Here is a 26,917-nt window from a genome sequence, read left to right as displayed (position 1 = left end):
GCAGCTAGGACATGTTAGGCAATTCCATGGGTGCGGAGCTCGGAGGAAGCTGAGCCTACCTCTCGTGGAGTACGCCCATGTCTGTTCTCTCATCCCAAGAAAAGCGCGCGCTGGTCCTCGGCGCAACCGGCGGCATCGGCGGCGAAGTCGCCCGCCAATTACGCGATACCGGCTGGGACGTGCTCGCCCTCAAGCGCGGCCTTTCCACGGAGACGGAACAGCGCGACGGCCTCACTTGGCTGCGGGGCGACGCGATGGAGCGTCAGGACGTGCTGGATGCGGCGAAGGGATGCGCAGTGATCGTCCACGCCGTGAACCCTCCGGGCTACCGACATTGGGCCGAACAAGTCGTGCCGATGGTCGATAACACCATCGCCGCTGCCATCGCCGAACGCGCGACGGTGGTCCTGCCGGGGACCGTCTACAACTACGGACCGGACGCCTATCGGCACATCGACGAGGACGCGCCGCAGTGTCCTTTGACCCGCAAGGGGCGCATCCGCGTGCAGCTCGAAGAACGACTGCGCGATGCGACCCGGCACGGTGCGCGCACCATCGTGCTCCGTGCAGGCGATTTCTTCGGACCGCGGGCCGGCAACAGTTGGTTCGCGCAAGGCTTGGTCCAGCCCGGGAAGCCGGTGCGCAAGGTCAAGCAGCCCGGCAAGCCCGGCGTAGGCCATCAATGGGCGTATCTACCCGACGTGGCGCAGACCATGCTCGCGTTGATCGAGCGGCGCGATGCATTGGAACCCTTCGCCCGTTTTCATATGGAAGGGCACTGGGATGCCGATGGCTTAGCGATGATCGAGGCCATCCGTCGCGTGACAACGCGCTACGGAACGGACCCCAAGGTCTCACCGTTCCCCTGGTGGCTGACCAAGCTCGCCGCACCCTTCGTGCCGACGCTGCGCGAGATGCAGGAGATGCGTTACCTGTGGCAACAGCCGGTGCACATGGATGGCTCGCGCCTGGAAGCCTTGCTCGACGGCGCGCCGCATACACCGCTGGAGGTGGCGGTCGAAGCGACGCTGCGCGGTCTGGGTTGCTTGCCCGTCAGCGACGGCGCGCGCCTGCGATCGTCGGCCTCCCAGAACCTGACATGATCCTGGTCTCACTGGGTCGATCAGCTGGGCTCCGCCAATCGATATACGTGCATTCTCCTAGTTGACCGCAGGCCCGCGCGGGGGGAGCTTAGACGGATCAAAAAGGGGGGGCACGCATGGCTAGCGATCTCGGACATCGTCGATGGGGCGCGCCGGTCCTACTCGTCATGCTGCTTGTCGCCATCGGCGTTTTCGGCGTGCCATCGCGCTATTCACTCGTGATCTCGGCAACGCTGACCCTCGTGCAACTCGTGGTGATCGGCGCAGCCGCACTCTCGCTGTTCTTGCCCGTCTGGCGGTCCGGCGACGAGGACAGGCGCGGTATTGCCTTGGCCGGTTTGCTTCTTATCGTCCCCTGGGCACTGCTGACACTGATGCCCGGATTCGGGCCACCGTTCGCCGCGACGCTTGCGATGAACCACGAACGGTTCGTGATCCTTTTCATCTCGACGATGTTTCTCGGCTTGGGCTTGTGGTCGCTGAAAGATCCGCTTGCGCGCGGTGAAGCCGGCGACCGGCTCGCGGCACCGATGGGCCAAGTGACTGCACTGTTCGCGGTGTGCACCCAACTGGTATGGGCTGCCATCCTCGTCGGCTGGACCATGTCCGAAGCCCATAAGGCGAAAACCTATCTGCCCTTCGACGGCACGCCCATGGCAAACGCCTCCGACGTGCTGTTGTTCTTCGCGGGACTGCTCACCTATGCAAGCACCGCCTTCTACGCCCTGTCTTTCGCCCGCCGAGGTTGGCTAGGTAAACGCACAGCAACCGTCATGGTCGTGATTGCCGCCGTCGCCATCGTCGGCCTGATCACGCGCGGCCTGCAGTACCCCGACCTCCCCGACAACTGGTACACGATGCCCGGCATGATCGTCGGTATCCCGGCCATTCCGTGGGTCATGCCTTATGTCTTGGGCGTGGTGGCGTTGGTGCGGGCTGCGGGTGGTGGTAGGGCGGTTTGAGTGGTGGAGCGCTGGCTGACGAAACGCCGAACGTTGATGTCCAGTCAACGCCACTCCCACGGACTCATGTAGTAGCAAGTCTTATGGGAAAAGCTACCATTCGAGTTCAGTCGTCAGATCTCAGCTTGTCTTTCAACTCATCTGTATTGCTTCCACTAATGGCATCAAGAATTGCTTTAGCGCGCGCATCGACCTGCTCCTTCTTCAACGATCCATTTCCAATTGCAAGCCTATAGTAGGGTCTGGCGGCTTCTTCATGCCCCGAGGCACTGTACAAATAGGCCACAAGATCCACGAAGTACCGCGGATCATGGCCTAAGTGTTCTGTGGGTCGAGAAAGGCCGTAAACCGTTCCTGTCACGGGCGAAAGCAAAGGCCACTCCCGGTTGCTATAGGTTTCGAGAAGATTCACGCCAGTCGCGAGAGCAGCTGCGCTCTCGTAGTCACCTGCACGGTACTTATCGATCACAAGTTGGACGATGCCTTCGCGCGCGCGAATAATCTGATCGCGACCATACATTTGGCTCGTATACTGAGCCATATAAGCCATTACAGCCGCTCCAACGATGAAGCTTCCAATGCTCATCAGAAATAGCTTCATTTGGCTTTCCCGCTTTTTGAGTAACACTTTATTTCATCGGCGAAGCACTTTGCCGCGTCGGGGTTATCCGAGGGGTCTTCCGTATCGAGGCTTCCGAGACATAGCTTCCTCTCTGTGTCACAGGCATCCATCGTGCCGACGGGGCGCGCGGGTGATGACATTTTGTCGCCGGTAGTAATCCCCATGTCTACCACGCCTTTGCAAAAGCGGAATTTCACATAGTTCCATGGCGTAAAGCCATTCGGGGTTTGGTTCGAACTGCACACAGTGTATCGGCCCACGCACTTTCCCAAGTAGTCAGCTAGCCCAAGGGGATCGCTTCGTAATAGTGGATTGTCGCTGACATATGTGTACGTGCTAGGGCCGGCGTAGAGCCCCAATGGGTCACTCTGCATATACCGCCCCGTCGCCGACTCATAGTCCCGATTGACGTTGTAGTTCAGTCCACTCTCCGCATCGAAATACTGACCCGGAAAGCGAAGATTCAGCGTATACCCGCTTGTCGAAATAGGTCCCTTCTCGCCGAACGGATTGCTCGCATAGTCCCACTTCCAAAGCGTAGAGCCTGCCGCATCGGTAACTGTGCGAGGCGTTTGCAAGGCGTCCGCAACGATGTACGCCACGGACACAGTAGTGCCTTGCCTATCAACGACACCGATCGGCAGGTCGCCGAGCCACACATAGTCGCGCGACGTGCCAGTGGTTGACTCGGAAAGCAATTGGCTGGTCTCGGTGTAGTCAAAGCGGTACGTGTCGCCTCCTGCGGTCTTCATGACGCGCTGGCCTAAGCCGTTCAAGACATAGCTTCCCACCGTGACGCCATCTCTCTGCACGACGGTCAGACGGTTCCGCTGGTTGTAACCGAATCCGAGTGTGCTGCCGGCCATGACGTTGGCCGTGGTGTCGCCTCGAGCGTCCACCTCACGCGTCGTGGTCCCAATGCCTATAAGTTGATGCGTACCGCTCTTGTAGCTATAGCTTCCTGTGAGAAGCCCGGGCGCTGCCTTCGATAGACGGTCGCCAGTCTTGTTGTAGGTGTAGGTTTCAATTGGGCCGCCGGTACCATCCTTGACGTTCATCAGACGGTACAGCGGGTCGTAATCGTAGGTCTCGGTGGGCTTCGCCACGCCAGCCGCGTTGCCAATGGCTACGATGTTCCCCGCTGCATCGCGCCGGACGTGCAATGAGAACGCGGGGCTGCTGATGTCGCTTATCTGACCGTTGGCGTCGAATGTCCGTGTCACCGCCGTGCCGTTACCGAGGACGTAAGAGGCGACGGGACCGAACGGGCGATAGGTGATGTGGTCGGCAATGGTTGCATTGGTGCCGCCGCTGGGTGTGGCAGTGACGGCAGCGACCTGCCCGTTGCTGTTCCGAGCGTAGGCTATGATGGTCCCGTTAGACGTTGTGACGGAAGACAGACGGTCGCCGCGAGTCCATACATACTGCGTTGTGGTTGTCGCCGAGCCGACAGTCTGGCGTTTCGTGACGACATTGCCTCGTTGGTCATAGCAATACGTGAGCGACGCATTGCTCTCGATAATGCGAGTCAGCCGCCCGATGCCATAGCTGCCCGTGCAAGCTGTAACGGCATCGCTTTCGTCGTACTTGTACTGAATGTCGAACGACGAATTTGGATACGAAGTGCCCAGGATGCGGCCAATGGCATCGTAAGTTGAGGACGTGGTGATATTGGCGGCATCTTTTGAACTGGTCGGATTGCCCTCTAAATCGAAGCCGAGCGTCGTCGTGCCCGTATCAGGGCTGTGCAAGCCGGTCGGATTGCCAAGGCCGTCGAAGTCGTAGGTCGTCAGCAAGCCATCAGGATCAGTGACGCCCCTCACCCGATCGAGCGCATCGAACGCGAGCACCGTCGAGGTATTGGCGGTTGCGACGTTGGTTCCGTTGTAATCGCGAAGCGCGCTTACCAAACGATTGAGGCCGTCGTACGCCTGCTTGTGCTGAACGGACATTGCATCCTGACTGTGTACAAGATTGCCTTGACCGTCGTAGCTATCGGCAAACGTTGCCGAGAATCGCGTATGCCCGAGGCCGTCCGTCAATGTGGCGATCTTGCCCAAGGCGTTGAACGTGCGGTTCAGCCCGGTCGCCACAGTACCTGCGCTGTCAGTGACCTTCTCGCCGATGCGGTTTCCCGCGGAATCCAGGGTGTAGTGGATTCGGGCGCCAGTCGTATCCACTACGTCTGTCAGGCGGTGGGCGTCGTCGTAGCTGAAGATCGTCGTTACGCCGTCGGGGTCCGTTATCTTGTGGACGGTACCGGTGGGGTCGTATTCGACAGTGGTGACCGCATCGTTTGCATTGGCTTGACCACTCGTTGCAGTGCGCACCGAGACGCTTGCGAGTTGGCCACGTGCATTGTATCCGTAGTCCTTGATGACACCCGATGGTTCTCTCAGTCGAGTTAGTCTCCCCGCCTTGTCGTAAGACAGATAATGGGTCGTGAGCAGACCGCCCTGTGTTTCCGAAGCGAGGTCGCCTATGCGATGGCATGACCCTCCACTTGTCGTGCAGCCCGACTCATCAGTGTCCATGTAATAAATGTACGAAGTCGTGTCTGCAACGTCGGATCGCGGACCGTCGATCGCGAGTAGAAGGCCAACCCTGGGGCACGTAGTCTGGTCGGCAGCAGTGCAGTACGTATAGGTTGTTCGCGCTACGCCGGCCGGCGTTGCGCCCGTGGCGGTGCAAACGTAGTTGGGCGCTACCGAGGGATCGAGCTTGCAGCTGGCGGTGACCCTGCCGCCGTCGTCATATTCCCAGCCGTGCTTTTCGAGGATGTTGCCCTGATGGTCACTTGTCGTGCGAGTCAGAGGCACCCGGTGGGTGGTGTCCCACGATATCCGGATGGTGCGTTCTTCTGGCAAACCGAATGCTTCAATCTGCTGACTGAGAAGTCCATCTGATCCATAGGTGGTCTTCTTGATGGTTCCCTTGAAATCCGTGATGGCGCTTGGATAGCCATTCGCATCATAAGACACGTTCGATCCGAGACACTCCTCGCACCACGGACCATCAATGCTGGATAAGAGACGAAGGCCATTAACCCTCGTGAATCGATAGGTGCGCGTCGCTCCAAACCGATCGGTTACGGCCGAGCTGTCGGCATCGGGGTAGGTGATCGATGTCGCGTTTGCATTACCGGCGAGAAAGTCGCCCGCTGCGCGATTTTGTGCGTCGTAGTGAATCGTCAAGTAGGACTTACCGAGTTCGTCCGTGATGGACGTGAGCAGGCCAGCGGTAATACCTGCGTCGTATCCATAGGTAACGGTTGTTCCATCCGATCGGGTTACAGACTGAAGTTCGTAGCGGTTCGTATAGGTGTAATGGGCAGACGAGCCATCTGGGAAGGCGGCATCCGAAACGAGGTCATTGTTATAGGTGAACGCAATAGACCGGCCAGACGAATCGGTCACATTGACCATGTGCTCGCCGTCCCATGTAATCGTCCGCGTATATCCGTCACGATCGACGATGCTGATCAGGTGACCGGCGTTGTCGTAGTTCTCGACAGTACCGTTCCCGAGATCCAGCCGATAGGCGGTCGCGAGCAGAATCAGCTTCAACGAAGCATTGCTTTCGCCTTCGCAGACGGCATCCTGACAAGTGAACCGATAAAGTCGACCGTCGGGGCGGCGAGCGGTCATCAAGGCAACGGTCGCTGCCCCATAACCGCCGATGTAGTTCGGTACCTTGCTAGCGAGCGCAACGTAGTCCGCACTGTTACCCGTGAAGGCAAGGGGGAGCTGCCGGCCGGACGAGAGCATGCATGCAGTGGTATCGCTATGATAGGTCGCCGTTGCGCCGTCTGTATCGGGCCAGACAACCTTCGCCGCTGCGGCAATTGTTAACCAACCCTCTTCGCAAGCCTGTTGGGGAGCGTCATAGACGGTGGAGGCGTATGCGGCCGAGTCGCTACTGTTCCAGGTGGTCTCTATTCGGGCGTCATATTCGGTCTGCCATCGAATGCCTATGCTTGTGGTCTGGTTTGAGCCGTTGTTGTAGCTGCGCTCGAATGAGAAGCGGCCGTCGCCAGAAACGAAGTCCGTACTTGCTTGATATTCGTTTCCGGAGAGCGCATCTGCTGGATCGCCGACCGATGCCGAAGCCCCTTTCTCCGCTTGGCAGCGGTCGCAAGGGTTGCCAGGTTTCGGGTTGGGGTCGGCTAGTGGTACCGCCACGTAGTATCCGCGCTTGCACTGAGGAAGCACCTGCGCCCCCTCAAGGACGTCTGCGTGATATCCCATGGGATGGTCAAACGATAGCTCCATGGCGAAGCCTTTAGTGCCTACACCGCACCCCCCTACTGCGGGATCGGAGCAGGGACGGACAGCTCCCCACACGAGGTTTGCCGCTCCCTCAGATGCGAGGCATGTGGACCGCACGGTTGTCTCCCATACGCCCATGGAGGGATACACGAAAACCCCTCCGCCTGGACATCCCGGACTTGCCGCTGCCCATAGAGCGCCACCCCAGCCATAGATCTTTATCTGATTCCCGGGGCACACCAGGTGATCCTGTGCCGTTGCGGAAATAGACGTCAGTACAGCCCAGAGAACAAGGATGAAGCTGCAGACGCTCCGCCATGGTGAACGCGAACGCACGTCCACGCGCTGCGCGGCTCGATTTAGCACTGGCGACATGGAGATTCCCCTACCGATTTGACGGAGAACCTAACAAGGGAGTTAGTCCTTGTATGTAGGGCAAATCCTACACGCGTGCCGCGTTATGCGACCTGCTTGGCAGGATCGACGAGAGCTGGGGGCCCCACCACCTGCAAACGCCGCATCCCCTCGGCCTGGTGATCAGTTCACCGCCTGGCGAGTCATCCCCTCAACATGCCGTTTCGCGCTTTCGACCGAGGGATCAATCGTCAGCTCGCGCCGGTAATGTCGAATCGCCTCTTTGGTATCGCCCAGCACGTGATGGCCCCGCGCGAGGCTGTCCTCGGCGTCGCCCCTGTGCGGAAACTTATCCACGATCAGCTGGAAGATGGGCAGCGATTCCCGCGCGCGTCCTAAACTCAGCAAGCGATAGGCCTAGTCGCTGAGTTCCATTTCCGACCAGCGAAGGTGTGGGTTCTTGGCCTCGATGGCAGCGACGACCTCAGGCGTGTGGTGGTAACCCTGGTCTTCCAGCGCTGCCGCAGCAGGTCGCGGGACGTGTCGCGCGCTACGCCGGATCTCGATCGAACTCGACGTCGCTGCCGGTGCTCGCAAAAAAATTTACTCGGAATTTACGCCCCCCGCGAAACGCCTTACGCGGACGATATTTTCCGACTCCGATAATTCCGCAGTGCTCCTCTTTAGGGTGAACCTGTGGAAATCCTGTACGTCCTCCTGATCCTCGTCCTCACTGCGGCGACGATCGGCTTCCTCATGATCTGCGACCGCCTCGGTCGGCGGTGAGGGTGTCGATATGACGATCTCCTATCTCATCGCCGGGCTGATTGCCGTGGCGCTTGTCTGCTACCTCGTCGTGGCACTTCTCAAGCCGGAGTGGTTCGAATGAGCGGCAACGACTGGCTCCAGATCATTGTCTACCTCGTCGTTCTCCTGCTGCTCGTCAAGCCGATGGGCGCTTACATGGCGATGGTGTTTGCCGAGCAGCCGAACGGCGTCACGCGCTTCGGTGCGCGCTTCGAGCGCCTGATATACCGCGTCGCAGGCGTCGAGCCGGGTGAGGACATGTCGTGGAAGAAGTACGCCCTCGCCATGCTGCTGTTCAACGTGGTCGGCATGCTCGCTGTCTATGTACTGCAGCGCGTCCAGCAGTGGCTGCCGCTGAACCCCGAGCACTTCGCGGCCATCACGCCGGATTCGGCGATGAACACGGCGGTGAGTTTTGCCAGCAACACCAACTGGCAGGGCTACGGCGGCGAATCGACCATGAGCTACCTCACCCAGGCCGTTGGCCTTGCGGTGCAGAACTTCCTCTCCGCCGCCACCGGCATTGCAGTGCTGATTGCCGTGATCCGCGGCTTCGCTCGTCGCGGCGCGAAGGCGATCGGCAACTTCTGGGTGGATCTGACGCGCACGACGCTGTACATCCTGCTGCCGCTCTCGTTCCTCATCACGCTGCTGCTCGTTTCGCAGGGTGTCGTGCAGAACGTGCGTCCGTATGAGCATGCGACGACGGTCCAGGCCACGGCATACGACGAACCGACCAAGGATGCCGACGGCAATCCCGTGCTGGATGCGGCCGGCAAGCCGGTCACGCACCCGGCCACCACGCAGGAGCAGGTGCTCCCCATGGGTCCGGCGGCGTCGCAGATCGCGATCAAGATGCTGGGTACCAACGGCGGCGGCTTCTTCAATGCCAACTCCGCGCATCCGTATGAAAACCCGACCCCGTTCTCGAACTTCATCGAAATGCTGGCGATCTTCCTGATCCCGGGCGGCCTCTGCTACATGTTCGGCAAGATGGTCGGCGACCGCCGGCAGGGCTGGGCGATCCTGGCGACGATGCTGGTTATCTTCATTCCCCTGACCATCGGTCTCGTCGCTGCCGAGCAGGCAGGCAACCCGGCACTCCATGGGCTCGCGATCGACGCTCACGCCAGTGCGCTGCAAAGCGGCGGCAACATGGAGGGTAAGGAGACCCGCTTCGGTATCGCGTCGTCGGGCCTGTTCGCGGCGATCACCACGGCGGCGTCGTGCGGTGCAGTCAACGCCATGCACGATTCGCTGACCCCGCTGGGCGGCCTGGTGCCGATGTGGCTCATGCAGTTGGGCGAGGTGATTTTCGGCGGTGTGGGCTCGGGTCTGTACGGCATGCTCGCGTTCGCCGTGGTCGCGGTGTTCATCGCGGGTCTGATGGTCGGTCGTACGCCGGAATACCTCGGCAAGAAGATCGAGGCGCATGAAATGAAGATGGCGAGTCTCGCCGTGCTGCTGCCGTGCGCCCTGGTGGTCATCTGCACCGCCATTGCGGTCATGACTCCCGCAGGTATCGCAGGTGTCGCCAACCCGGGCATCCACGGCTTCAGCGAGATTCTCTATGCCGTGAGTTCGGCGTCCAACAACAACGGCAGCGCGTTCGGCGGTCTGTCGGCAAACACGCCCTTCTGGAACGTGCTGCTGGCGGTCTGCATGTACTTCGCCCGCTATCCGCTCGCCATCGCCATGCTCGCCATGGCGGGATCGCTGGCCGCGAAGCGCCACGTACCGGAGAGTGCCGGCACGCTGCCCACGCACACGCCGCTCTTCGTCGTACTGCTGACCAGCGTGGTCATCGTGGTCGGCGCGCTTACCTTCCTCCCGGCACTGGCCCTCGGGCCGATCGCCGAGTACCTGATGTCCGCTACGGGGCACTGATCCATGAATAACTCGACTACGGCACGGCGCGGTTTCGACCGGGCCCTGGTAACGCGCGCCCTGGGTGATGCCTTCATCAAGCTCTCACCGCGCATGCAGTTCCGCAATCCGGTGATGTTCGTCGTCTTCGTGTGCAGCGTGCTGACCACCCTCCTGTGGGTGCAGGCGCTGGCCGGACACGGCGAAGCACCCACGGGCTTCATCTTCTGGGTCAGCCTCTGGCTCTGGTTCACGCTGTTGTTCGCCAACTTTGCGGAAGCGCTGGCGGAAGGTCGCGGCAAGGCTCAGGCCGATGCCCTGCGTGGTTCGCGCCGCGACGTCGCGGCCAAGAAGCTTGCGTCGGCCGATCGCAATGCCTCAGTGGTGTTCACCCCGTCGAGCGAGCTTCGCACCGGTCACTTCGTGCTGGTCGAAGCCGGGGAGATCATCCCGGGCGACGGCGAGATCGTCGACGGTGCAGCGAGCGTGGACGAGAGCGCGATCACGGGCGAATCGGCACCGGTGATTCGCGAGTCCGGCGGTGACCGCAGCGCCGTCACCGGTGGTACGCGGGTGCTCTCGGACTGGATCGTGATGCGCATCACCAGCAACCCGGGTGAGAGCTTCCTCGATCGGATGATCTCCATGGTGGAAGGCGCATCGCGCCGCAAGACGCCGAACGAGATCGCGCTGACGATTCTGCTCGCCAAGTTCACGCTGATCTTTCTGCTGGCCTGCGCCACGCTGCTGCCGTACTCGATCTACAGCGTGCAGGCCGCGGGTGCCGGTAATCCGATCACGCTTACGGTGCTGATCGCCCTGCTGGTGTGCCTGATCCCGACCACCATCGGCGCGTTGCTCTCGGCCATCGGCATCGCCGGCATGGATCGCATGATCCGCGCCAACGTCATCGCCACCTCGGGCCGCGCTGTCGAAGCCGCGGGTGACGTCGACGTGCTGTTGCTCGACAAGACCGGCACGATCACGCTCGGTAACCGTCAGGCCGTCGCTTTCCACCCGGCACCGGGCATCGAGGAGCGGGAGTTGGCCGAAGCCGCCGAGCTGGCGTCCCGTGCCGACGAAACGCCGGAAGGCCGCAGCATCGTCACGCTGGCGTCGAAGCAGGGGAGCCGACCGGAAAACCACCGGATGGACCGCGAGGCGACATTCGTTCCGTTCACGGCGCAGACCCGCATGAGCGGTGTGGACGTCGGCACGCGCCACATCCGCAAGGGCGCGATCGACGCGGTCGAGCGTTACCTGGCATCGCAGGACAGCCATCTCCCGCCGCTGGTCAAGCGCATGGCCGAGGATGTTGCCCGACGTGGCGCCACCCCGCTGATCGTGGTCGACGGTTCGCTCACGCTTGGCGTGGTCGAGCTGAAGGACATCGTGAAGGAGGGCATCAAGGAGCGCTTCGCCGAGATGCGCAAGATGGGCATCCGCACGGTGATGATCACGGGCGACAACCCCCTCACCGCTGCCGCGATCGCTGCCGAAGCGGGCGTCGATGACTTCCTCGCAGAAGCCACCCCGGAAGCCAAGTTGAAGTACATCCGCGACATGCAGGCCGAGAACCGCCTGGTAGCGATGTGCGGCGACGGCACCAACGACGCGCCGGCTCTTGCCCAGGCCGACGTGGCCGTGGCGATGAACAGCGGTACGCAGGCGGCGAAGGAAGCCGGCAACATGGTCGACCTGGATTCGAACCCGACCAAGTTGATCGAGATCGTTGCCATCGGCAAGCAGATGCTGATCACGCGCGGTTCGCTGACCACATTCTCGATTGCCAACGACATTGCGAAGTACTTCGCGATCATCCCCGCCGCGTTCGCGACGACCTATCCCGCGCTCAATGCTCTGAACGTGATGCATCTGGCGACGCCGCAGAGCGCGATCCTGTCGGCGGTCATCTTCAACGCGCTGATCATCATTTTCCTGATCCCGCTCGCGCTCAAGGGCGTGGCCTATCGCGCCTTGGGCGCAGGCGCGCTGCTTCGCCGCAACCTGCTCGTCTACGGGCTCGGCGGCATCGTGGTTCCTTTTATCGGCATCAAGTTGATCGACATGTTGCTGGTCCTGTTCGGACTGGCCTGACCCGAGGTCGCACCCATGCATTCCATGAAGCTCACCGTACTCATCGACGACACCGACGACCTGGACATGGAGGTCCGGGTGGTGGCGTCCCACGCCGAACACGTCGGGGCCAACGTCACGCCCATCAAGCCGCACGTCGTCGTCGCGGCCCCCGAGCGCCTCGATGACGAATACACGCTTGGCGGCTACGCCGGCATCTGAACTGCACCGCACTCAAGAGCACTTCCATGAAGATCGTTTCGCTGGCCGCCACCGCGGTCGTTTCCTTCCTCACTCTCGGTTCCGTCGCGCAGGCGCAGGACGCCGCGCCGGTCACCGCCAATGTGGCGATGGTCTCGGACTATATGTTCCGCGGCCTGACCCAGACCTGGGGCCACCCCGCCATCCAGGGCGGCGCCGATTACACGAACCCGAACGGCTTCGCTGCGGGCACCTGGGCATCGAGCATCAGCGACAAGAGCTATCCGGGCGGCTCCATGGAGCTGGACCTGTACGCCAGCTTCGGCCGTTCCATCAACACCGATTGGTCCTGGCGCGTGGGCCTCTACGGGTATGTGTATCCGGGTGCGAACCTCGATGAAGCGGGTCTCGCCTCGCGTTCGTTCAACACGCTCGAAGCGAACGCGGCGCTGACGTGGCGCCAGTTCACGTTGAAATACAACCATTCGCTGACCGATTACTTCGCTGCCGACAAGGAGCAAGGCTATGACGGCAACACGCACGGTACCGGTTACCTGCAGTTGGACGCGGCGTTCCCGCTGTCGGATGCGTGGTCGCTTGCCCTGCATGCGGGACACACCCATTACACCGCCAAGCTGGCGACGCCGCTCAGCAACGGCGCGCGGGACGCGAGCTACAGCGACTACTCCGCCACCCTCAAGTACCAGTTCGCTGCGCACTGGTCGGTCAGCGGCAGCCTCACGCACGCCACCGACGACGCGTTCTATCACCGCGTATCCAGCTTCGTCAGCGCTGCGGACACCCGCAACGTCGGCGGGACGCGCGGCTCCGTTATGTTCCAGGCCACCTTCTGAAGGCATGATCATGAGCAGACTCATCAGGCAGTGCGTGGTGCTGTTCCTCGCTATGACGGTACTGACCGGCATCCTCTACCCTCTGGCGGCGACGGGCGTGTCCCAGGTGCTGTTCCCGGCGAAGGCGAATGGCAGCCTCATTGCGAAGGATGGCAAGACGGTCGGCTCGACGCTGATCGGTCAGGCCTTCTCCGAACCGAAGTACTTCTGGGGCCGCCCGTCGGCGACGTCGCCGAACCCGAACAATGGTGCGAGTTCGTCGGGTTCCAACCTGGGCCCGACCAATCCCGCTCTTACCGACGCGGTGAAGCAGCGGATCGACGCGTTGAAGCAGGCCGATCCGTCGAACACCGCGCCGGTGCCGGTGGATCTGGTGACCGCGTCGGGTAGCGGACTGGATCCGGAGATCAGCCCTGCTGCGGCGGAGTATCAGGTGAGCCGTGTGGCGCGCGTGCGTGGCATCGAGCCCGCGAAGGTGCGGGAACTCATCGCGGCACATACCGACGGTCGCCAGTTCGGCATCCTCGGCGAACCGCGCGTCAACGTGCTGGAGCTGAACCTCGCTCTCGACGCGTCGCCGCGTTGATCGGGGTATCTGGCCTCATCGCTTCGTCAGCTTCTCGCCGCCATGGCGGCTCCCACAGGACCCCGCCGCTCTTGTAGGGGGCAGCCACGGCGGCGAGGGGCTGGGGCTTGCTGGTGGGAGCCACCCTGGTGGCGATGGGAACTCGCCGGTGGGAACCAGCCCGCTGGCGATGGCCGCTTGCTGGTGGGAGCCAGCCTGCTGGCGATGGGAACTTGCCTCACGGCTACACCGCACGGCTACACCGCTTTGTGGGCTTATCGCCACCAGGGTGGCTCCCACCGGTGCCTCCCCACCGGTGCCTCCCCACCGATGCCTTGGCCTCGTCGCCATGGCGGTTCCCACAGCTGCCGCCTGTCACGAAATTGCGGGTGTGTCACAGGACTGTCACGAATCAGCCATCGGAGCGCAAAGCTCTTCACCCATTCTTCGCGGCGTTGGCCCGGTTTGAGTATTTTCGGATAGAAAAACCTCAAGCCCGGACACAGGGGACACCACACACTAAACCCAGCGGAGAAATCCCATGCGTTCCAAGTTGCTCACGGTGGCCATTGCCGCCGGTCTGGGCCTGACGAGCATCTCGGCGATGGCAGCGACCAAGTCGCAGCAGCCGGCCAAGGTCATGATCGATGCTGCCACCCTTCAGCAGCTGCAAGCCCAGCTGGCTGCCCTGCAGGCCCAGGTCTCCGACCTTCAGGCCAAGCAGGAAGCCCAGGCCGACGCTCAGGTGGAAACCGCAAAGGCGGTCAACGACGTTCAGGTGCAGGCTTCGGATGCCGTCGCTGCCACCAAGAAGTCGAGCGACAAGCTGTCGTACAAGGGCGTGAACCTCACGCTCGGTGGCTTCCTCGCCGCTGAAACGATCTATCGCACCCACCAGGAAGGCGCCGACATCGCGTCGAACTGGAACGCGATCCCGTACAAGAATTCGTCCGTCGGCCGCATGTCCGAGAGCCGCTTCAGCGCGCGCCAGAGCCGCGTCTCGCTGCTGGCCCAGGGCGACGTGAGCCCGGATACGCACGTGGCCGGCTACATCGAGGCCGACTTCCTGGGTGGCGCGCAGACCGCCAACCAGAATGAGTCGAACTCGTTCAACCCGCGCGAGCGCAACGTCTACATGACGGTCGACTGGGACACGCCGGGCCTGCACCTGCTGGCCGGTCAGAACTGGTCGCTGCTGACGCTGAATGCCAAGGGCATCACGCCCCGCACGGAAGCCGCGCCGCCGCAGATCGATGCCCAGTACCTCCCGGGCTTTGCGTGGGCTCGCCAGACCCAGATTCGCCTGGTCAAGGATTTCGACCACAAGTACTGGCTGGGTATCTCGCTTGAGAACCCGCAGACGACCTTCTACGTGAGCCCGAACCAGTCGAAGGCGCCGGTCACGTCGATCTACAACACGCAGGCTGGCTCGGGTTACGACTCCGCCAATACCCTGTCGTTGAATCACATCCCCGATGTGGTCGTGAAGTTTGCCGCGGATCCGGGCTTCGGCCATTACGAAGTGTTCGGCCTGGGCCGCGCCTTCTACAACCGCTACAACTCGGGCGCCGGCAACAGCAATCACAATGTCTACGGCGGCGGCGTCGGCGTCGGCATGCTGCTTCCGCTGGTCGAGAAGGTGCTGGACTTCCAGTTCACCGGCATGCAGGGTCGCGGCATCGGTCGTTACGGTTCGGCGCAGCTGCCTGACGTGACGTTCAAGCCGAACGGCGAGATCTCGCCGATCAAGGAAAACATGCTGCTGGCCGGCCTGACCTTCCACGCCAATCCGGATCTGGACATCTACGCCTTCGGTGGCCGCGAGCGCGAGGAAAAGCAGGACTACACCTATAACGGCGTGGCTCTCGGTTACGGCAACAAGTCGTACAACAACGCCGGTTGCGACATCGAAGGTGGCGCCTGCGTGGGTAACACCAAGCAGATCTGGAACGGCACGCTCGGCTTCTGGTGGAAGTTCTACCAGGGCAAGTTCGGCAAGGCCCAGTTCGGCGCCCAGTACTCGCACACGGTGCGTGAGGCGTTCGAGGGTGTGGGTGGTTCGCCGAAGGCGAAGGAAGACATGGTCTTCACCAGCTTCCGTTACTACCCGTTCTAACCGTTCACGGACGAGTTCCGTTCACGGAAGAAAAGAGGCGGCGGGCATTGCCCGCCGCCTTTACTTTTTTACGGCGTCCGATCAGGTATGCAGCGGCTCGGGTTCCTGAGCGACGCTCTCCCAGATGCCCTCGAGCAGCAGGTGTCTGACGCGCGATACGTATTCCGTCTTGCTTCCGAGCACGCGGGGACGAATCGTGTCGCTGAAGGACACCACGGTCCGGTCCCGATCGCAGATGGCGGCCACCACGTTGTCGCTGCTCGCGGTGATACCGCTCCGAGGAGGCGCCATGGGCGCCTTGCACATCGTCGCCGACGGCGCGGCGAATGCGCCCTCGTACACCTCGACGCGTTGCACACTGCCATCCTCCAGGCCCTCGGTCGAACCGCGCCACGGATCGCCATGCACATCGACCAGCGCGATCTGCCCATCCTTCTGGTGAATCACGAAGGGCATGCTCTGCATGCGCGATGCCCACAGGTCATAGGTATCGGACGTCTGCACGGTCTTGGTCTGTAAGTGAGCCGCGCAACCCGCCGAGAGCGCAGTGACGAGGATCATCGGGCCGATGCGGCACAGGTTTCGGCGTGACATGGATCAATCTCCTGGTGAAGGCGAAGCGCTGACCAGCGCTGGCGTTGAAGGGGTGGGCGGGTGCGATCAAGGCACCTTGCGCGCCGCGAGGTTTCGGTTGGCGTCGTTGTCGGCGTGGGAAAGCGACATGTCGCCGTCCCAGCCGCCGCCCAGCGCACGGATGAGATCGACGCTGGCCTGCAGTTGGCGGGTACGGACGAGTTGCTCCGTTCGCTCGGCCTGCAGGGCGGCGGTCTGTGCCGTCACGACCTCCAGATAACTGACGACACCTTCGTTGTAGCGATTGGTTGCCAAGGTCTGGGATTGCTTGGCCGCATCCGCGGCAGCGCCTTCCTGGTCGCCTTCACGGCCCAGGTCCTGCAGCAAGGTGAGGTTGTCTTCGACCTGCTGGAATGCATGCAGCACCACTTGCCGGTACTGCGCCGATGCGGCTGCAAACTCCGCCTTGGCTTCCGCTTCGCGACCGCGACGCAAACCACCATCGAAGAGATTGAGCGACGCCAGTGGGCCCAGGCTCCAGAATTGGTTTGCCGCAGTCAGCAGCGAGCCGTGGCCGACATCCTGAAAGCCGAGCGCAGCACTGAGACTGATGTCCGGATAGAAGGCCGCGCGCGCGACGCCGATGCCGGCATTCGCGGCGAACGTACGACGTTCGGCGGCTGCGATATCGGGGCGACGTTCCAGCAGCTCGGACGGCACGCCCAACGGGATCTTGGGCAACGACAAGGCCGTTTCCTGCGTCGGCAGCGAGAACGTCGAGGGCGATTCGCCGACCAACACGGCAATGGCATGTTCGGTCAGCGTCCGCTGCACGTGCAGTTGCGTCGCCTGGGCCTGGGCATCAGCCAGCTGCGCGTTGGCACGCGCCACGTCCAGTCCGGAGGACACGCCGCCGTCCATGCGGTTCTGCGTGATCTGCTGGCCTTCGCCGAAGGCCTTGAGGGAGTCCTGCACGATCTTGGCCTGCACGTCGTAGCCGCGAAGCTCGATGTACAGATCCGCGAGCTTGGCTTGCAGGCTGAGTCGTGCCGACGCGAGGTCGGCCTCCGCGGCCTGCGTCTGCGCCTTGCCGGCGGCGACTTCATTGCGGATGCGCCCCCACAGATCGAGTTCGTAGCCGGCGGAAAAGCCCAGCGTTCGCGTGTCGTATTCGTTGGGCTGGTTCGAACCGCGCAGCGGGCGATGATCCGACTGGCGATTGTTGGTCGGGCTGGCGCTGATGCCGGCCTGCGGTTCCTGCGCTGCGCCGAGCTGTTCCAGGAAGGCGCGCGACGCATCGAGTCGGGCCAGGGCGACGGCCAGATCCGGATTGTTGGCGTTGAGTTCGTCTTCCAGGTGATTGAGCGTGGGGTCGCTGTAGACCGACCACCACGGTCCTCGCGCGGCGTCATCCTTGGGCGTGGCGACGGTCCAACCCTCAGGCGCTTCCGCGCCCTTGAACGCATCGGGCATGGGGCCTGCCGTCGGTTTCACGTAGTCAGGCGCCAACGAACAACCGGCGAGTGCCAGTAGCGTGCCGACGCACAGCGATCGGCGAGCGAGATCACGCATTCTTGGCATGGCTCGGCTCGTCGTGGGTGGGTTGAGCGATCTGCACCAGGTCGCCCTGGGCAAGGGAGTCGGTCGGGTGATCGATGATGCGGTCGTCCGGATGCAGCCCCTGATCGATGATCAGCTTGTCGCCCAGATCCATGGCGATGTGGACGTCGCGCAGCACGACGTGGTTGTCTTTGCCGAGAACGGCGATCTGCGGTCCGGCCGCGCGGAACAGCAACGTGGTGGCCGGCACGGTGACCGAGTTGCCCGGCGCGTGCGTCGCCAACTGCACCTCGGCAAAGTCACCCGGCAGAAGATCCTGGCGAGGGTTCTCCACCTTGAACTGAGCGAGCAACGTGCCGGACGTGCGACTGATCGCGCGCGACGTACCGATCAGCGTGCCGTTGACGGTTTCGCCGCCGTGTCCCAGCACCAGCAGCTTGACCGTCATGCCGGGGACGATGCTCGACGCGTAGCTCTGCGGTACCTGCGTATACAGGCGCATCTTGCTTGTGTCGGCAATGGAGAAGAGCGGCTGACCACCATCGTTGTTTGCGGTGATGAGGTCGCCGATATCGGTGTTGCGTGCGGTGACCGTGCCATCGAATGGCGCAACGATCTGCTTGAAGGATTCCAGCGCCGCCAGTCGATCGACGTCCGCCTTTGCGGCCAGCACATTCGCGCGCGCCGTCTCGGCTTCGCTCGCCTTCTCGTCGGCTTCCTGCTTCGACACCGAGTGCGACTGCAGAAGGTTCTGCCAGCGCTTGGCGGTGGTGTCGGCGAGACGGACATTCGCCTGTGCGCGGACGAGTTCGGCCTTCGCCTGTTCGAACTGCTGGTCGAGTTCGGGCGTGTCGATCGATGCGAGCACCTGGCCGGCCTTCACTTTCTCGCCGATATCCACGTTCCACGACTTGAGGTAGCCGCCCACGCGAGCGTGGATCGGCGTAGCGATCCATGCGTCCAGATGGCCTGGCAGCGTCAGCCCCTGCGTCGAGCTCAATGCCGACGCGGAAATGACCTGGACGGATGGCGTGAGCTGCGCCAGGGTCCACTGGCTCAGTTCGTGTGACTCGGCAGCGCGCAGTGACAGTCCGGCAATGACGCCCACGGCGGCGAGCGCCATGCCGATGGCTAAAGCGAGGCGGACGCGGGGAGGGCGTCCCGAGGTGGGGACGGTAGCTTCATGCGACATGGGAGGGATTTCCGAGTAGTCGGTCGTCAGACGGAGCAGGGGCGGTGCGGCCATGCACGATCGAGAAGATGACCGGCACGAAGAGGAGCGTGGCGAACGTCGCCAAGATCAGGCCGCCGATGACGGCGCGTCCGAGCGGCGAGTTCTGTTCCTGGGTCAGCGCCATGGGCAGCATGCCGATGATCATGGCGAGCGCCGTCATGCACACCGGACGGAAGCGCGTGAAGCCCGCTTCGAGCGCTGCCTTGATGGCATCGCCGTGTTCGGCAAGGCGTTCGCGGCAGAAGCTCACGACCAGGATCGAGTTGGCGGTCGCGACGCCCATGCACATGATGGCGCCGGTCAACGCCGGTACCGACAGGCTGGTATGGGTCAGGAACAGCATCCACACGATGCCGGCCAGCGCGGCAGGCAGTGCCGTGATGATCACGAACGGATCGAGCCACGACTGGAAGTTCACGACGATCAGCAAGTAGATCAGCACGATCGCGCCGACCAGGCCGAAGATCAGACCGCTGAAGGCCTCGTTCATCGTGCCTACCTGCCCATGCAGGCTGACCAGCGTGCCGGGCGGCCGCTTCGACGCGAATTGATCGAGCACCTTCTGCACATCGGCAGAGACGCCGCCGAGATCGCGCCCCTGAATCGACGCGTAGATGTCGTACGAGGGCATGATGTTGTAGTGCGAAACGACCGCATCGCTCGGGCCGCGCGTAAAGCTCGCCAGGCCGCCCAGAATCTGCGTCGAGCCATTGCCGGCCGAGGTCACCGGCAAGGCTTTCAGATCGGACATCGAGTCCATGAGGTATTGCGGTGTGGCGGCGACGATGGCGTAGGACACGCCATTCTTCGGATTCAGCCAGAACGCCGGTGCCACCTGCGAGCTGCCCGCGAGCGAGGCCACCATGCTGTTGGTGACGTCGCGCTCCGTGATGCCCAGGCCGTCGGCGCGCACGCGATCGACCTTGACGTTGAGCTGCGGGTAGCTGGAGCTTTGTTGCAGGCGGACGTCCACGATGCCGTCGATCTTGCGCAGCTCCTTGAGGATTTCTTCCGCGTAGGCCTCGTTGGCCTTGCGGTCGCGTCCGGCGATCGACACGTCCAGCGGCGACGGTGCGCCGAAGTTAAGGATCTGACTGGACATGTCGGAAGGCAGGAAGGCGAACTGCGTGCCCGGAAACTGCTTGGGCAGCACCTCACGCAGCTTCTTCATGAACTCCGCCGCGGGGCGATGCCCTTCCTTGAGCACGATCTGGATGTCGCCATCCTGCGAACCGATCGTGCCGCTGCTGCTGTAGACCAGGTTCACACCCGAGAGCGGCAGGCCGATGTTGTCGATGATGGTGTCCAGCTCGTCCGGCGGAATGACGGAACGGATGGCGCGCTCGATGTGATCGAACTCGGCGGCCGTTTCTTCCACGCGGGTACCCATCGGCGCACGCACGTGCAGCGAGAGCGAATCGGCATCCACCTCCGGGAAGAAGTCACGCCCCAGCGCCGGCAGGAGCGCGAAGGACACGAGCACGAAGCCGAGGAAGAAGATGACGAAACGCTTGCGGTTCTCCAGCGCCATGCCGAGCACGGCGTAGTAGGTATCGCGAATACGCGTGAAGCGCTTCTCGAAGCCCAGTTGGAAGGCAATCAGGCCGCGAACCAGCGGGTTGTGGCGCTTCTTCGTGTGGCGATCGCCTTCGTGATGATTGATGACCTGGTCTTCGGGATGATTGCCCGGGCCGGCTTCTACCGTATGCGGCTTCAGCAGGTACATCGCCAGGGTCGGCACCAGCGTTCGCGAGAGGATGAACGACGACACCATCGCGAAGATCACAGCCAGCGCCATCGGCCGGAACAGGAAGCCGGCAATGCCGTTCAGCATGAACATCGGCACGAACACGATGCAGATGCAGAGCAGCGAGACGAAGGCAGGCGTCACGATCTGCTGGGCGCCGTCCATGATCGCGGTAACGACGCCCTTGCCCTGTTCGAGATGCCAGTTGATGTTCTCGATGGTGACCGTCGCATCGTCGACCAGGATGCCCACCGCCAACGCCAGGCCGCCGAGCGTCATGACGTTGAGCGTCTGACCGAAGACGGCCAGCAGCGCGATGGCCGACAGGATCGCCAGCGGAATCGACAAGGCGATGATGACCGTGGATCGCCAGCTCCCCAGGAACAGGAGAATCATCACAGAGGTCAGCGCGGCGGCGATCACGCCCTCGCGTGCCACCGACGTCACGGCGGCCTTCACGAAGATCGACTGGTCGCCGAGCAGATGCATCTTGAGCGACTTGGGCTGCGTTTCAGCAATCAGCGGCAGCAGCTTCTTGATGCCGGCCACCACGTCGAGCGTCGAGGCGTTGCCGTTCTTCAAGGCCGGCATCAGCACGGCGCGCTTGCCGTCCACGCGAACGATGTTGTTCTGCGGAGGCGCACCATCACGAACGTGCGCAACGTCGCCGATGGTGATCGTGGCGCCGTTCACGGTCTTGATCGGCAGATTGTTGAGCTCGTCGATCGCCGTGGGGCTGTTGTTCAATTGCACGTGATATTCGTAGGTGCCGATCTTGGCGGTACCTACGGGGATGATCTGGTTCTGCGCGGCGAGTGCGTTGCCGACGTCCTGTGCCGACAGCCCCTTGGCCGCCAGCGCGCGCGGATTCAGATCGAGCGTGACCTGCTTCTGCTTGCCGCCGTAGGGTGTCGGAATGGCGACGCCGGGTACGGAGATCAGCGTGGGGCGCATGAAGTTCTGCGCAATGTCGCGTATCGTCGCCTCCGAGAGGATCGGACTGGACAGCGCCATCTGCAGTACCGGCACGGTCGAGGCGTTGTAATTCAGAATCAGCGGAGGCGTGATGCCTGGCGGCATCTGCTTCACCACGGTCTGTGAGATCGATGTGACCTGCGCCGTTGCCGTGCGGATGTCCACGCCTGGCTGGAAGAAGATCTTGACGATGCCCACGCCGGGCAACGACTGCGATTCGATGTGCTCGATGTCGTTGACCGAGGTGGTCAACTGGCGCTCGTAGTAATAAATCACGCGACCGGACATCTGATCCGGCGGCAAGCCGTTATAGGTCCAGACGACGCTGATGACGGGGATGCCGATGTTCGGAAAGATGTCCGTCGGCGTCCTCATCGCGGCCAACGGGCCCACGATGAGAATGAGCAGGGCCAGCACGATGAAGGTATAGGGACGCGAGAGCGCGACGCGAACGAGCCCTAGCATGTCGCCGCGCCTTCACTGGGCGACTGTGACGGTCGGATGACGCACTCTCGAACAAAGGCGCATCGGCAGGACGCGTTGGGATTCATGGGTGGAGCCACTCAACAGGCCTCGGGCAGAATCGCCCAGTGCCATTGTTCGACCCGAACCTTGTGGAAATCTTTTGTCCCGCGTCACCGCGGAACGAGGGTCAGCCGACGCTGCCGCCGGCGATGCGGATGCGAATCAGCAGCCCCTGGCCGGAGGGGTTATCGAGCAACTCGATCGAACCCTCATGCAACTCCACGGCGCGCTGCACGATGCTGAGACCCAGGCCGTAGCCGGACTCCTTCGTATCGTTGCCGCGTTCGAAGCGCTGGAAAGCCTTTTCGCGAAGCTCGGGCGCAATGCCCGGTCCGTCGTCGCAGATGTCGATGACCACGGTATCGCCGTGACGATGGACCGAGATATCCACCCGGCTTCGCTCGGGGGTGTGGCGGAGCGCGTTCTCGACGAGGTTGCGGAACATGGCCGTCATCGCCACCTCGTGCCCTGAGATACGTACCTCGGGCTCGTCGTGGGTCAGGCTCAGCGAGATATCCTTCTCGGCGATGAGCGGCGCCAGTTCCTCGACCACTTCCGTCGCCAGGGTGATGAGGTCCAGCGATGTGCGCTGCTCGGCCGCCGCACCGGCTTCCAGGCGTGCGATGGCGAGAATCTGTTCGATACGGCGCCCCAGGCGACCAAGATTGCGCCTGGCGTTGTGCAGCGTGTACGCCAGCTCGCCGGCATCCTTGGCAATGAGCGCGCCTTCGAGGTGGATGGTCGCCGCCGCCAATGGCGTGCGCAGTTCGTGGGCCACGTCGCCCGCGAAGCGATGCTCGCGCTCGATCACGTCCTCCAGCCGTTCCAGCTGCTGGTTCAAGGTGACGATGAGCGGCTTGATCTCATCGGGCGTGCGTTCGATCGCGATAGGCGTACGGCTACGCGGCGCGCGTTCGGCGAGCACCTTGGTCAGCTTGTCCAGCGGCCGCAATCCCTGCTTGACGGCAAGGCCCGCGAGGAGGGCCAGCAAGGGCAACCCGATGACCAGCGGCAGCGAGTGTTCGAGGATGAGGCCTTGCGTGATGTCGGCGCGGTTCTCGGCGCGTTCACCGATGCGGATCGTGAGGTTGAAGCGGTTGGTGAGCGTGAAAAGCCGCCAGTTCGAACCGTTGTGCTCGATATCGCGGAAACCATGCTCGCCCTTCACGGGTGGCGGCAAGTCCGCCAGATTCGCCGTGGCAGCGATGAGCGTGCCGTGCGGATCGTAGGCCTGGAATCCGACTTCGGGCTCGTAGTTCTTGGCATGCACGGCCACGACCACCGCGGCGCGTTGCGCCTCCGTGGCAAGCGTGACCGCCCGCTCGGCGTCGGCGTCGCTGTAGTCACGCTTGTTGTACGCAATCAAGGTGCCGAGGGTGCGCCCCGCTTGAGCGAGTCGCCCATCCAGCAGCTTGACCATCTCGTGCTGCTCGCGCTGGTAGCTGATGGCGCCCAGCGGAATCAGCACCATCACCTGCACGGCGATGATGAGCCAGGTGAGTCGCGCGCGGAGGCTGTGCGAGCTCACTTGGGCTCCCGCGGCATCATGTAGCCGATGCCACGTACCGTGTGGATAAGTTCCGGGCTGAGCTTGCGTCGCAGCCAATGCACGTGAACTTCGATGGCATTGCGATCGACCACGGTGTCGAAGCCGTAGACCGAGCTTTCGAGGCTTTCACGTCGGACGATGCGCCCGGCCCGTTCCATGAGGATGCGCAGCACCGCGAACTCGCGGCGCGTCAGCGTGATTCGCTCGCCGCGAAACACGACGTCCGTCGTCGCCAGGTCCAGCACCAGACCACCGACTTCGATGCGATTGTCGACCAGGCCCTGCGCCCGGCGCGTCAGCGAGCGGATGCGGGCGGCCAGCTCGCCCAGGTGGAATGGCTTGACCAGGTAATCGTCCGCGCCCATGTCCAGCCCCTTGATCCGCGCTTCAGGGGTATCCCGGGCGGTCATGATGAGGATGGGGGTCCGGACGCCGTTGCGGCGCGCTTCGAGGAGCAGGTCGATTCCATCCCGACCGGGAAGCCCGAGATCCAGCAGGATCAGGTCGAACAAGGCATCGGGCAGGGCGGACGCGCCGCTGCGCCCGTCGGTGAGCCACGTGACCGCGTACGACTGCTGCTCCAGCGCATGCTTGATCGCCCCGCCCAGCTCGATGTCGTCTTCTAGCAGGAGGATGTGCATGGGGCCGACAGTCAGGGGATGGCGGAGGGGGAGGCTAGGATCGCCGGGAAATCTTTTGGCAAGCTTTTGTGGCTCAGATCAATCTGCCCGCCATCATGATCAGCAGCGCGATGCCGAGGGCGATTGCCACCGCGACCCAAAGCTTAGTCCCTCGTGGAAGCAAGGCCAATGAGAGCACGGCGCCGGCACTTGAGTAGGCGTCATAGACCAGCGACCGGTCGACCTGACGCCATGGCCCGAGGAGGCATAGATAGCCCAGCGCCATGGCAACAATCACCAACCTTGTTTGCCACTTCAAGTTCCATAAGCGAGCCAATTCATTTCCCCTGTCCCATCGCGTCTCCGATCTTATCCAAGGTCTGTCGTGGGCCACAGGGGATAGCAGACACGCGCTTCACTATGATGCCGCCTCGTCCTGCTCAAACAGGGCGATAAAGCCGCCGGCAGGATTGTCACTGGCAAGCATCTCGTAGAAGCCGACACCGTCGGCCGCCGACTTTGCACCGCGCTCGAACATCGCACGTTCGAACTCGGCCAGTGCGTATTCGAGGTTGTCTGGATTGCGTGCAAGGGCGAGACCCAACTCCGCACCGTCGAGCATGGCGAGGTTGGCGCCTTCGCCGTTGGGCGCGGTGACGTGGGCGGCGTCGCCGATCAAGGTCACGCCGGGAACGCGCGTCCACTGATGATCGACGGGCAGGGCGTGGAAGAGCCGCACTACCGGCGTGGTATCGCTGTCGGTAATGAGTGCCGTGATCGCTGGGGCCCAATTGCGGAACTCGTCCTTGATACGAGCCGCAGCGGCCTGGGCGTCCGAGACGTCGATGTCTGCGAACCATGCCTGGGGCCGATTGAGGATCACATAGGCATGCAACGTATCGCCGCGTTCGCGGTGCGCCATGATCGCACTGCCGGGTGCTGGCGCGCTCATCGCGCCGCTGCCGACGGCCTGCGCGGTGGCGGGATGCCGCGTGTCGGACTCGAACAAGTAAGTCTCGATGCACCCGGTTCCCGTGTATGTCGGCACAGCTTCCGTCACGAGTGGGCGGACCTTGGACCATGCGCCATCCGCACCGACCAGCAGATCCGTCTGGACGGAGCCACCGTCGGTGAAGTGAACCTCGTGACGTCCCTCGCCAAGGCTGATGACATGATTCACCTTCCGGTTCCAGCGAACGGTATCGGGTGGCAGCGAATCCAACAGAAGCTGCCGCAGCTCCCCCCGCTGCACCTCGGGCCGCGTGCCGGTGCCATCGTCGGGATGGTCGAGCAGCACGGTTCCGTCCGGGCTCAGCAGGCGAAAGGCCTGTCGTCCTTCGAGGATCAGCGCGCGAAAAGCCTCTGTCAGACACGCCGCTTCCAGCGCGACCTGACCATCGTGGGCGTGGATGTCGAGCATGCCGCCTTGTGGCCGTGACGTGGGGGACGCGTCGGCTTCGTAGACGGTGGCGCGAATGCCGTGCAAATGAAGCACCCTCGCCAAGACGAGGCCGCCCAGGCCGGCGCCAATAATCGTGACCGATCGCAACATGGGATACCTTCGAAATGTGGAACGGCGTTCCATTTGGCGATATTGGATCGGCGTTCCATTCCTGTCAAGCTAGGCCATGTCCAAGAAACCTGCTCGTGCCGGGCGGCGCACCGAAGCGCTCACCAAGGCGCAAATCGTCGAAGCCGCCATTGCCATTCTCGATAGCGAAGGCGTGGCGGCGCTTACGTTTCGAACGCTATCCACGCGACTCGCGACGGGCAGCGGCGCGATCTACTGGCATATCGCCAACAAGGAAGAACTGCTCGGCGCCGCCACTGACCACATCGTGGCCGCGGCGATGGACGCCGCCAAAGTCCCCAACCGAAAGCCACGCGAGGCCATCCGCGCTATCGCGACGGCCGTGTTCGATGCGTTCGACGCGCATCCGTGGATCGGCGGGCAGCTCTCGCTCGCGCCGGGGCGCACGGGGATGTTGCAGGTCTTCGAAGCCATCGGCGGGCGACTTGTCGCGCTCGGCGTGCCCGCCAAAGACCGCTTCGACGTCTGGTCGGCGCTCGTCAATTACATCTTCGGCGTGGCCGCGCAAAACGCCGATAATGCGCGACGGGCGGAGGAGGGGAGAACCCGGGAAGACATGCTCGGCACGCTCGCCGAAGCGTGGGGCCAGTTGGACGCCAGCCAATTTCCCTTTCTACATGAAGTCGCCGTGCAGCTTCCCGGTCATGATGATCGGGAACAGTTTTTGGCAGGGATCGATCTGATTTTGGATGGGGCGCTGGAGCGGCGCCCATAGGGGCGGCTAAGCCGAAGGCGGCCGGGTAACCACG

The 26,917-nt window shown here is 62.8% G+C and carries 21 protein-coding genes; 10 read left to right on the top strand and 11 right to left on the bottom strand.

The window, feature by feature from the left end; translation table 11 throughout:
- Nucleotides 1–77: 77 nt before the first annotated feature.
- Nucleotides 78–1,103 carry an SDR family oxidoreductase gene (locus IM816_RS17865; RefSeq protein ID WP_250339129.1) on the top strand — a complete coding sequence of 342 codons (1,026 nt, stop codon included), beginning with the start codon at nucleotides 78–80 and terminating at the stop codon, nucleotides 1,101–1,103.
- A gap of 167 nt (nucleotides 1,104–1,270) precedes the next feature.
- On the top strand, nucleotides 1,271–2,065 hold the full coding sequence (locus IM816_RS17860) for a hypothetical protein (RefSeq protein WP_250339128.1): 795 nt from the start codon (nucleotides 1,271–1,273) through the stop codon (nucleotides 2,063–2,065).
- A gap of 106 nt (nucleotides 2,066–2,171) precedes the next feature.
- On the opposite strand, the gene IM816_RS17855 is transcribed toward IM816_RS17860, so the two are convergent.
- The 3 genes from IM816_RS17855 to IM816_RS17845 all read right to left on the bottom strand — a co-directional run bounded on the left by IM816_RS17855 (nucleotide 2,172) and on the right by IM816_RS17845 (nucleotide 7,717).
- A complete protein-coding gene (locus IM816_RS17855) occupies nucleotides 2,172–2,666 on the bottom strand; it encodes a hypothetical protein (RefSeq protein WP_250339127.1) in 495 nt (164 codons plus the stop codon).
- The gene (locus IM816_RS17850; RefSeq protein WP_250339126.1) at nucleotides 2,663–6,958 is read right to left on the bottom strand and encodes an RHS repeat-associated core domain-containing protein; all 4,296 of its coding nucleotides are present in this window, start codon (nucleotides 6,956–6,958) and stop codon (nucleotides 2,663–2,665) included. Before IM816_RS17850 ends, IM816_RS17855 begins: the two co-directional genes overlap by 4 nt.
- Nucleotides 6,959–7,492: 534 nt before the next feature.
- Nucleotides 7,493–7,717: a bacterial transcriptional activator domain-containing protein gene (locus tag IM816_RS17845; protein ID WP_250339125.1), complete on the bottom strand. Its 225-nt coding sequence runs from the start codon at nucleotides 7,715–7,717 to the stop codon at nucleotides 7,493–7,495.
- 388 nt (nucleotides 7,718–8,105) lie between these two features.
- On the opposite strand from IM816_RS17845, the gene kdpF reads away from it, so the two are divergent.
- The 7 genes from kdpF to IM816_RS17810 all read left to right on the top strand — a co-directional run bounded on the left by kdpF (nucleotide 8,106) and on the right by IM816_RS17810 (nucleotide 15,794).
- Nucleotides 8,106–8,198: a K(+)-transporting ATPase subunit F gene (kdpF, locus tag IM816_RS17840; RefSeq protein WP_072323533.1), complete on the top strand. Its 93-nt coding sequence runs from the start codon at nucleotides 8,106–8,108 to the stop codon at nucleotides 8,196–8,198.
- Nucleotides 8,195–10,003 (top strand): potassium-transporting ATPase subunit KdpA, encoded by a 1,809-nt coding sequence (gene kdpA / locus IM816_RS17835; RefSeq protein WP_250339124.1) that lies wholly within the window; start codon nucleotides 8,195–8,197, stop codon nucleotides 10,001–10,003. Before kdpF ends, kdpA begins: the two co-directional genes overlap by 4 nt.
- Before the next feature lie 3 nt (nucleotides 10,004–10,006).
- A complete protein-coding gene (gene kdpB, locus IM816_RS17830) occupies nucleotides 10,007–12,079 on the top strand; it encodes a potassium-transporting ATPase subunit KdpB (protein ID WP_250339123.1) in 2,073 nt (690 codons plus the stop codon).
- A 15-nt stretch (nucleotides 12,080–12,094) separates the two neighbouring features.
- The gene (locus IM816_RS17825) at nucleotides 12,095–12,280 is read left to right on the top strand and encodes a hypothetical protein (RefSeq protein ID WP_250339122.1); all 186 of its coding nucleotides are present in this window, start codon (nucleotides 12,095–12,097) and stop codon (nucleotides 12,278–12,280) included.
- 26 nt (nucleotides 12,281–12,306) lie between these two features.
- Nucleotides 12,307–13,113 (top strand): TorF family putative porin, encoded by an 807-nt coding sequence (locus IM816_RS17820; RefSeq protein ID WP_250339121.1) that lies wholly within the window; start codon nucleotides 12,307–12,309, stop codon nucleotides 13,111–13,113.
- Nucleotides 13,114–13,123: 10 nt separating this feature from the next.
- On the top strand, nucleotides 13,124–13,699 hold the full coding sequence (gene kdpC, locus IM816_RS17815) for a potassium-transporting ATPase subunit KdpC (RefSeq protein ID WP_250339120.1): 576 nt from the start codon (nucleotides 13,124–13,126) through the stop codon (nucleotides 13,697–13,699).
- A 520-nt stretch (nucleotides 13,700–14,219) separates the two neighbouring features.
- The gene (locus tag IM816_RS17810) at nucleotides 14,220–15,794 is read left to right on the top strand and encodes a hypothetical protein (protein WP_250339119.1); all 1,575 of its coding nucleotides are present in this window, start codon (nucleotides 14,220–14,222) and stop codon (nucleotides 15,792–15,794) included.
- Between the two features lie 81 nt (nucleotides 15,795–15,875).
- Here IM816_RS17810 and IM816_RS17805 read toward each other — a convergent pair whose 3' ends face one another.
- From IM816_RS17805 to IM816_RS17770, 8 genes are all read right to left on the bottom strand, one after another.
- The gene (locus IM816_RS17805; RefSeq protein ID WP_250339118.1) at nucleotides 15,876–16,388 is read right to left on the bottom strand and encodes a hypothetical protein; all 513 of its coding nucleotides are present in this window, start codon (nucleotides 16,386–16,388) and stop codon (nucleotides 15,876–15,878) included.
- Nucleotides 16,389–16,454: 66 nt separating this feature from the next.
- Nucleotides 16,455–17,948 carry an efflux transporter outer membrane subunit gene (locus IM816_RS17800; protein WP_250339117.1) on the bottom strand — a complete coding sequence of 498 codons (1,494 nt, stop codon included), beginning with the start codon at nucleotides 17,946–17,948 and terminating at the stop codon, nucleotides 16,455–16,457.
- Nucleotides 17,932–19,050, bottom strand: coding sequence for an efflux RND transporter periplasmic adaptor subunit (locus IM816_RS17795; protein ID WP_250339116.1), 1,119 nt, complete (start codon nucleotides 19,048–19,050; stop codon nucleotides 17,932–17,934). Before IM816_RS17795 ends, IM816_RS17800 begins: the two co-directional genes overlap by 17 nt.
- A gap of 58 nt (nucleotides 19,051–19,108) precedes the next feature.
- Nucleotides 19,109–22,348, bottom strand: coding sequence for an efflux RND transporter permease subunit (locus IM816_RS17790; RefSeq protein WP_250339115.1), 3,240 nt, complete (start codon nucleotides 22,346–22,348; stop codon nucleotides 19,109–19,111).
- 187 nt (nucleotides 22,349–22,535) lie between these two features.
- Nucleotides 22,536–23,936 carry a sensor histidine kinase gene (locus IM816_RS17785; protein ID WP_250339114.1) on the bottom strand — a complete coding sequence of 467 codons (1,401 nt, stop codon included), beginning with the start codon at nucleotides 23,934–23,936 and terminating at the stop codon, nucleotides 22,536–22,538.
- Nucleotides 23,933–24,598 carry a response regulator gene (locus IM816_RS17780; RefSeq protein WP_250339113.1) on the bottom strand — a complete coding sequence of 222 codons (666 nt, stop codon included), beginning with the start codon at nucleotides 24,596–24,598 and terminating at the stop codon, nucleotides 23,933–23,935. The genes IM816_RS17785 and IM816_RS17780 overlap by 4 nt, the downstream gene beginning before the upstream one ends.
- A 73-nt stretch (nucleotides 24,599–24,671) precedes the next feature.
- On the bottom strand, nucleotides 24,672–24,863 hold the full coding sequence (locus tag IM816_RS17775) for a hypothetical protein (RefSeq protein WP_250339112.1): 192 nt from the start codon (nucleotides 24,861–24,863) through the stop codon (nucleotides 24,672–24,674).
- Nucleotides 24,864–24,995: 132 nt separating this feature from the next.
- Nucleotides 24,996–26,129: an FAD-dependent oxidoreductase gene (locus IM816_RS17770; RefSeq protein WP_250339111.1), complete on the bottom strand. Its 1,134-nt coding sequence runs from the start codon at nucleotides 26,127–26,129 to the stop codon at nucleotides 24,996–24,998.
- Between the two features lie 76 nt (nucleotides 26,130–26,205).
- Here IM816_RS17770 and IM816_RS17765 point away from each other — a divergent pair, with 76 nt between their 5' ends.
- Nucleotides 26,206–26,883 (top strand): TetR/AcrR family transcriptional regulator, encoded by a 678-nt coding sequence (locus tag IM816_RS17765; RefSeq protein ID WP_250339110.1) that lies wholly within the window; start codon nucleotides 26,206–26,208, stop codon nucleotides 26,881–26,883.
- The last annotated feature ends 34 nt before the right edge of the window (nucleotides 26,884–26,917 follow it).

The sequence above is a fragment of the Luteibacter flocculans genome, from assembly GCF_023612255.1.
Taxonomy (GTDB): Bacteria; Pseudomonadota; Gammaproteobacteria; order Xanthomonadales; family Rhodanobacteraceae; genus Luteibacter; species Luteibacter flocculans.
This window is presented reverse-complemented; position numbering and strand designations above follow the sequence as displayed.

Bases quoted from the DNA above. Each gene is read 5' to 3' on its own strand.
- IM816_RS17850 (WP_250339126.1), bottom strand. From the start codon at position 6,958: ATGGAGCTATCGTTTGACCATCCCATGGGATATCACGCAGACGTCCTT.
- IM816_RS17765 (WP_250339110.1), top strand. From the start codon at position 26,206: ATGTCCAAGAAACCTGCTCGTGCCGGGCGGCGCACCGAAGCGCTCACC.
- IM816_RS17855 (WP_250339127.1), bottom strand. From the start codon at position 2,666: ATGAAGCTATTTCTGATGAGCATTGGAAGCTTCATCGTTGGAGCGGCT.
- IM816_RS17805 (WP_250339118.1), bottom strand. From the start codon at position 16,388: ATGTCACGCCGAAACCTGTGCCGCATCGGCCCGATGATCCTCGTCACT.
- IM816_RS17780 (WP_250339113.1), bottom strand. From the start codon at position 24,598: ATGCACATCCTCCTGCTAGAAGACGACATCGAGCTGGGCGGGGCGATC.
- IM816_RS17865 (WP_250339129.1), top strand. From the start codon at position 78: ATGTCTGTTCTCTCATCCCAAGAAAAGCGCGCGCTGGTCCTCGGCGCA.
- kdpB (WP_250339123.1), top strand. From the start codon at position 10,007: ATGAATAACTCGACTACGGCACGGCGCGGTTTCGACCGGGCCCTGGTA.
- IM816_RS17790 (WP_250339115.1), bottom strand. From the start codon at position 22,348: ATGCTAGGGCTCGTTCGCGTCGCGCTCTCGCGTCCCTATACCTTCATC.
- IM816_RS17770 (WP_250339111.1), bottom strand. From the start codon at position 26,129: ATGTTGCGATCGGTCACGATTATTGGCGCCGGCCTGGGCGGCCTCGTC.
- IM816_RS17825 (WP_250339122.1), top strand. From the start codon at position 12,095: ATGCATTCCATGAAGCTCACCGTACTCATCGACGACACCGACGACCTG.
- IM816_RS17860 (WP_250339128.1), top strand. From the start codon at position 1,271: ATGCTGCTTGTCGCCATCGGCGTTTTCGGCGTGCCATCGCGCTATTCA.
- IM816_RS17795 (WP_250339116.1), bottom strand. From the start codon at position 19,050: ATGGCGCTCGCCGCCGTGGGCGTCATTGCCGGACTGTCACTGCGCGCT.
- IM816_RS17820 (WP_250339121.1), top strand. From the start codon at position 12,307: ATGAAGATCGTTTCGCTGGCCGCCACCGCGGTCGTTTCCTTCCTCACT.
- IM816_RS17800 (WP_250339117.1), bottom strand. From the start codon at position 17,948: ATGCCAAGAATGCGTGATCTCGCTCGCCGATCGCTGTGCGTCGGCACG.
- kdpC (WP_250339120.1), top strand. From the start codon at position 13,124: ATGAGCAGACTCATCAGGCAGTGCGTGGTGCTGTTCCTCGCTATGACG.
- kdpA (WP_250339124.1), top strand. From the start codon at position 8,195: ATGAGCGGCAACGACTGGCTCCAGATCATTGTCTACCTCGTCGTTCTC.
- IM816_RS17810 (WP_250339119.1), top strand. From the start codon at position 14,220: ATGCGTTCCAAGTTGCTCACGGTGGCCATTGCCGCCGGTCTGGGCCTG.
- IM816_RS17775 (WP_250339112.1), bottom strand. From the start codon at position 24,863: ATGGCGCTGGGCTATCTATGCCTCCTCGGGCCATGGCGTCAGGTCGAC.
- kdpF (WP_072323533.1), top strand. From the start codon at position 8,106: ATGACGATCTCCTATCTCATCGCCGGGCTGATTGCCGTGGCGCTTGTC.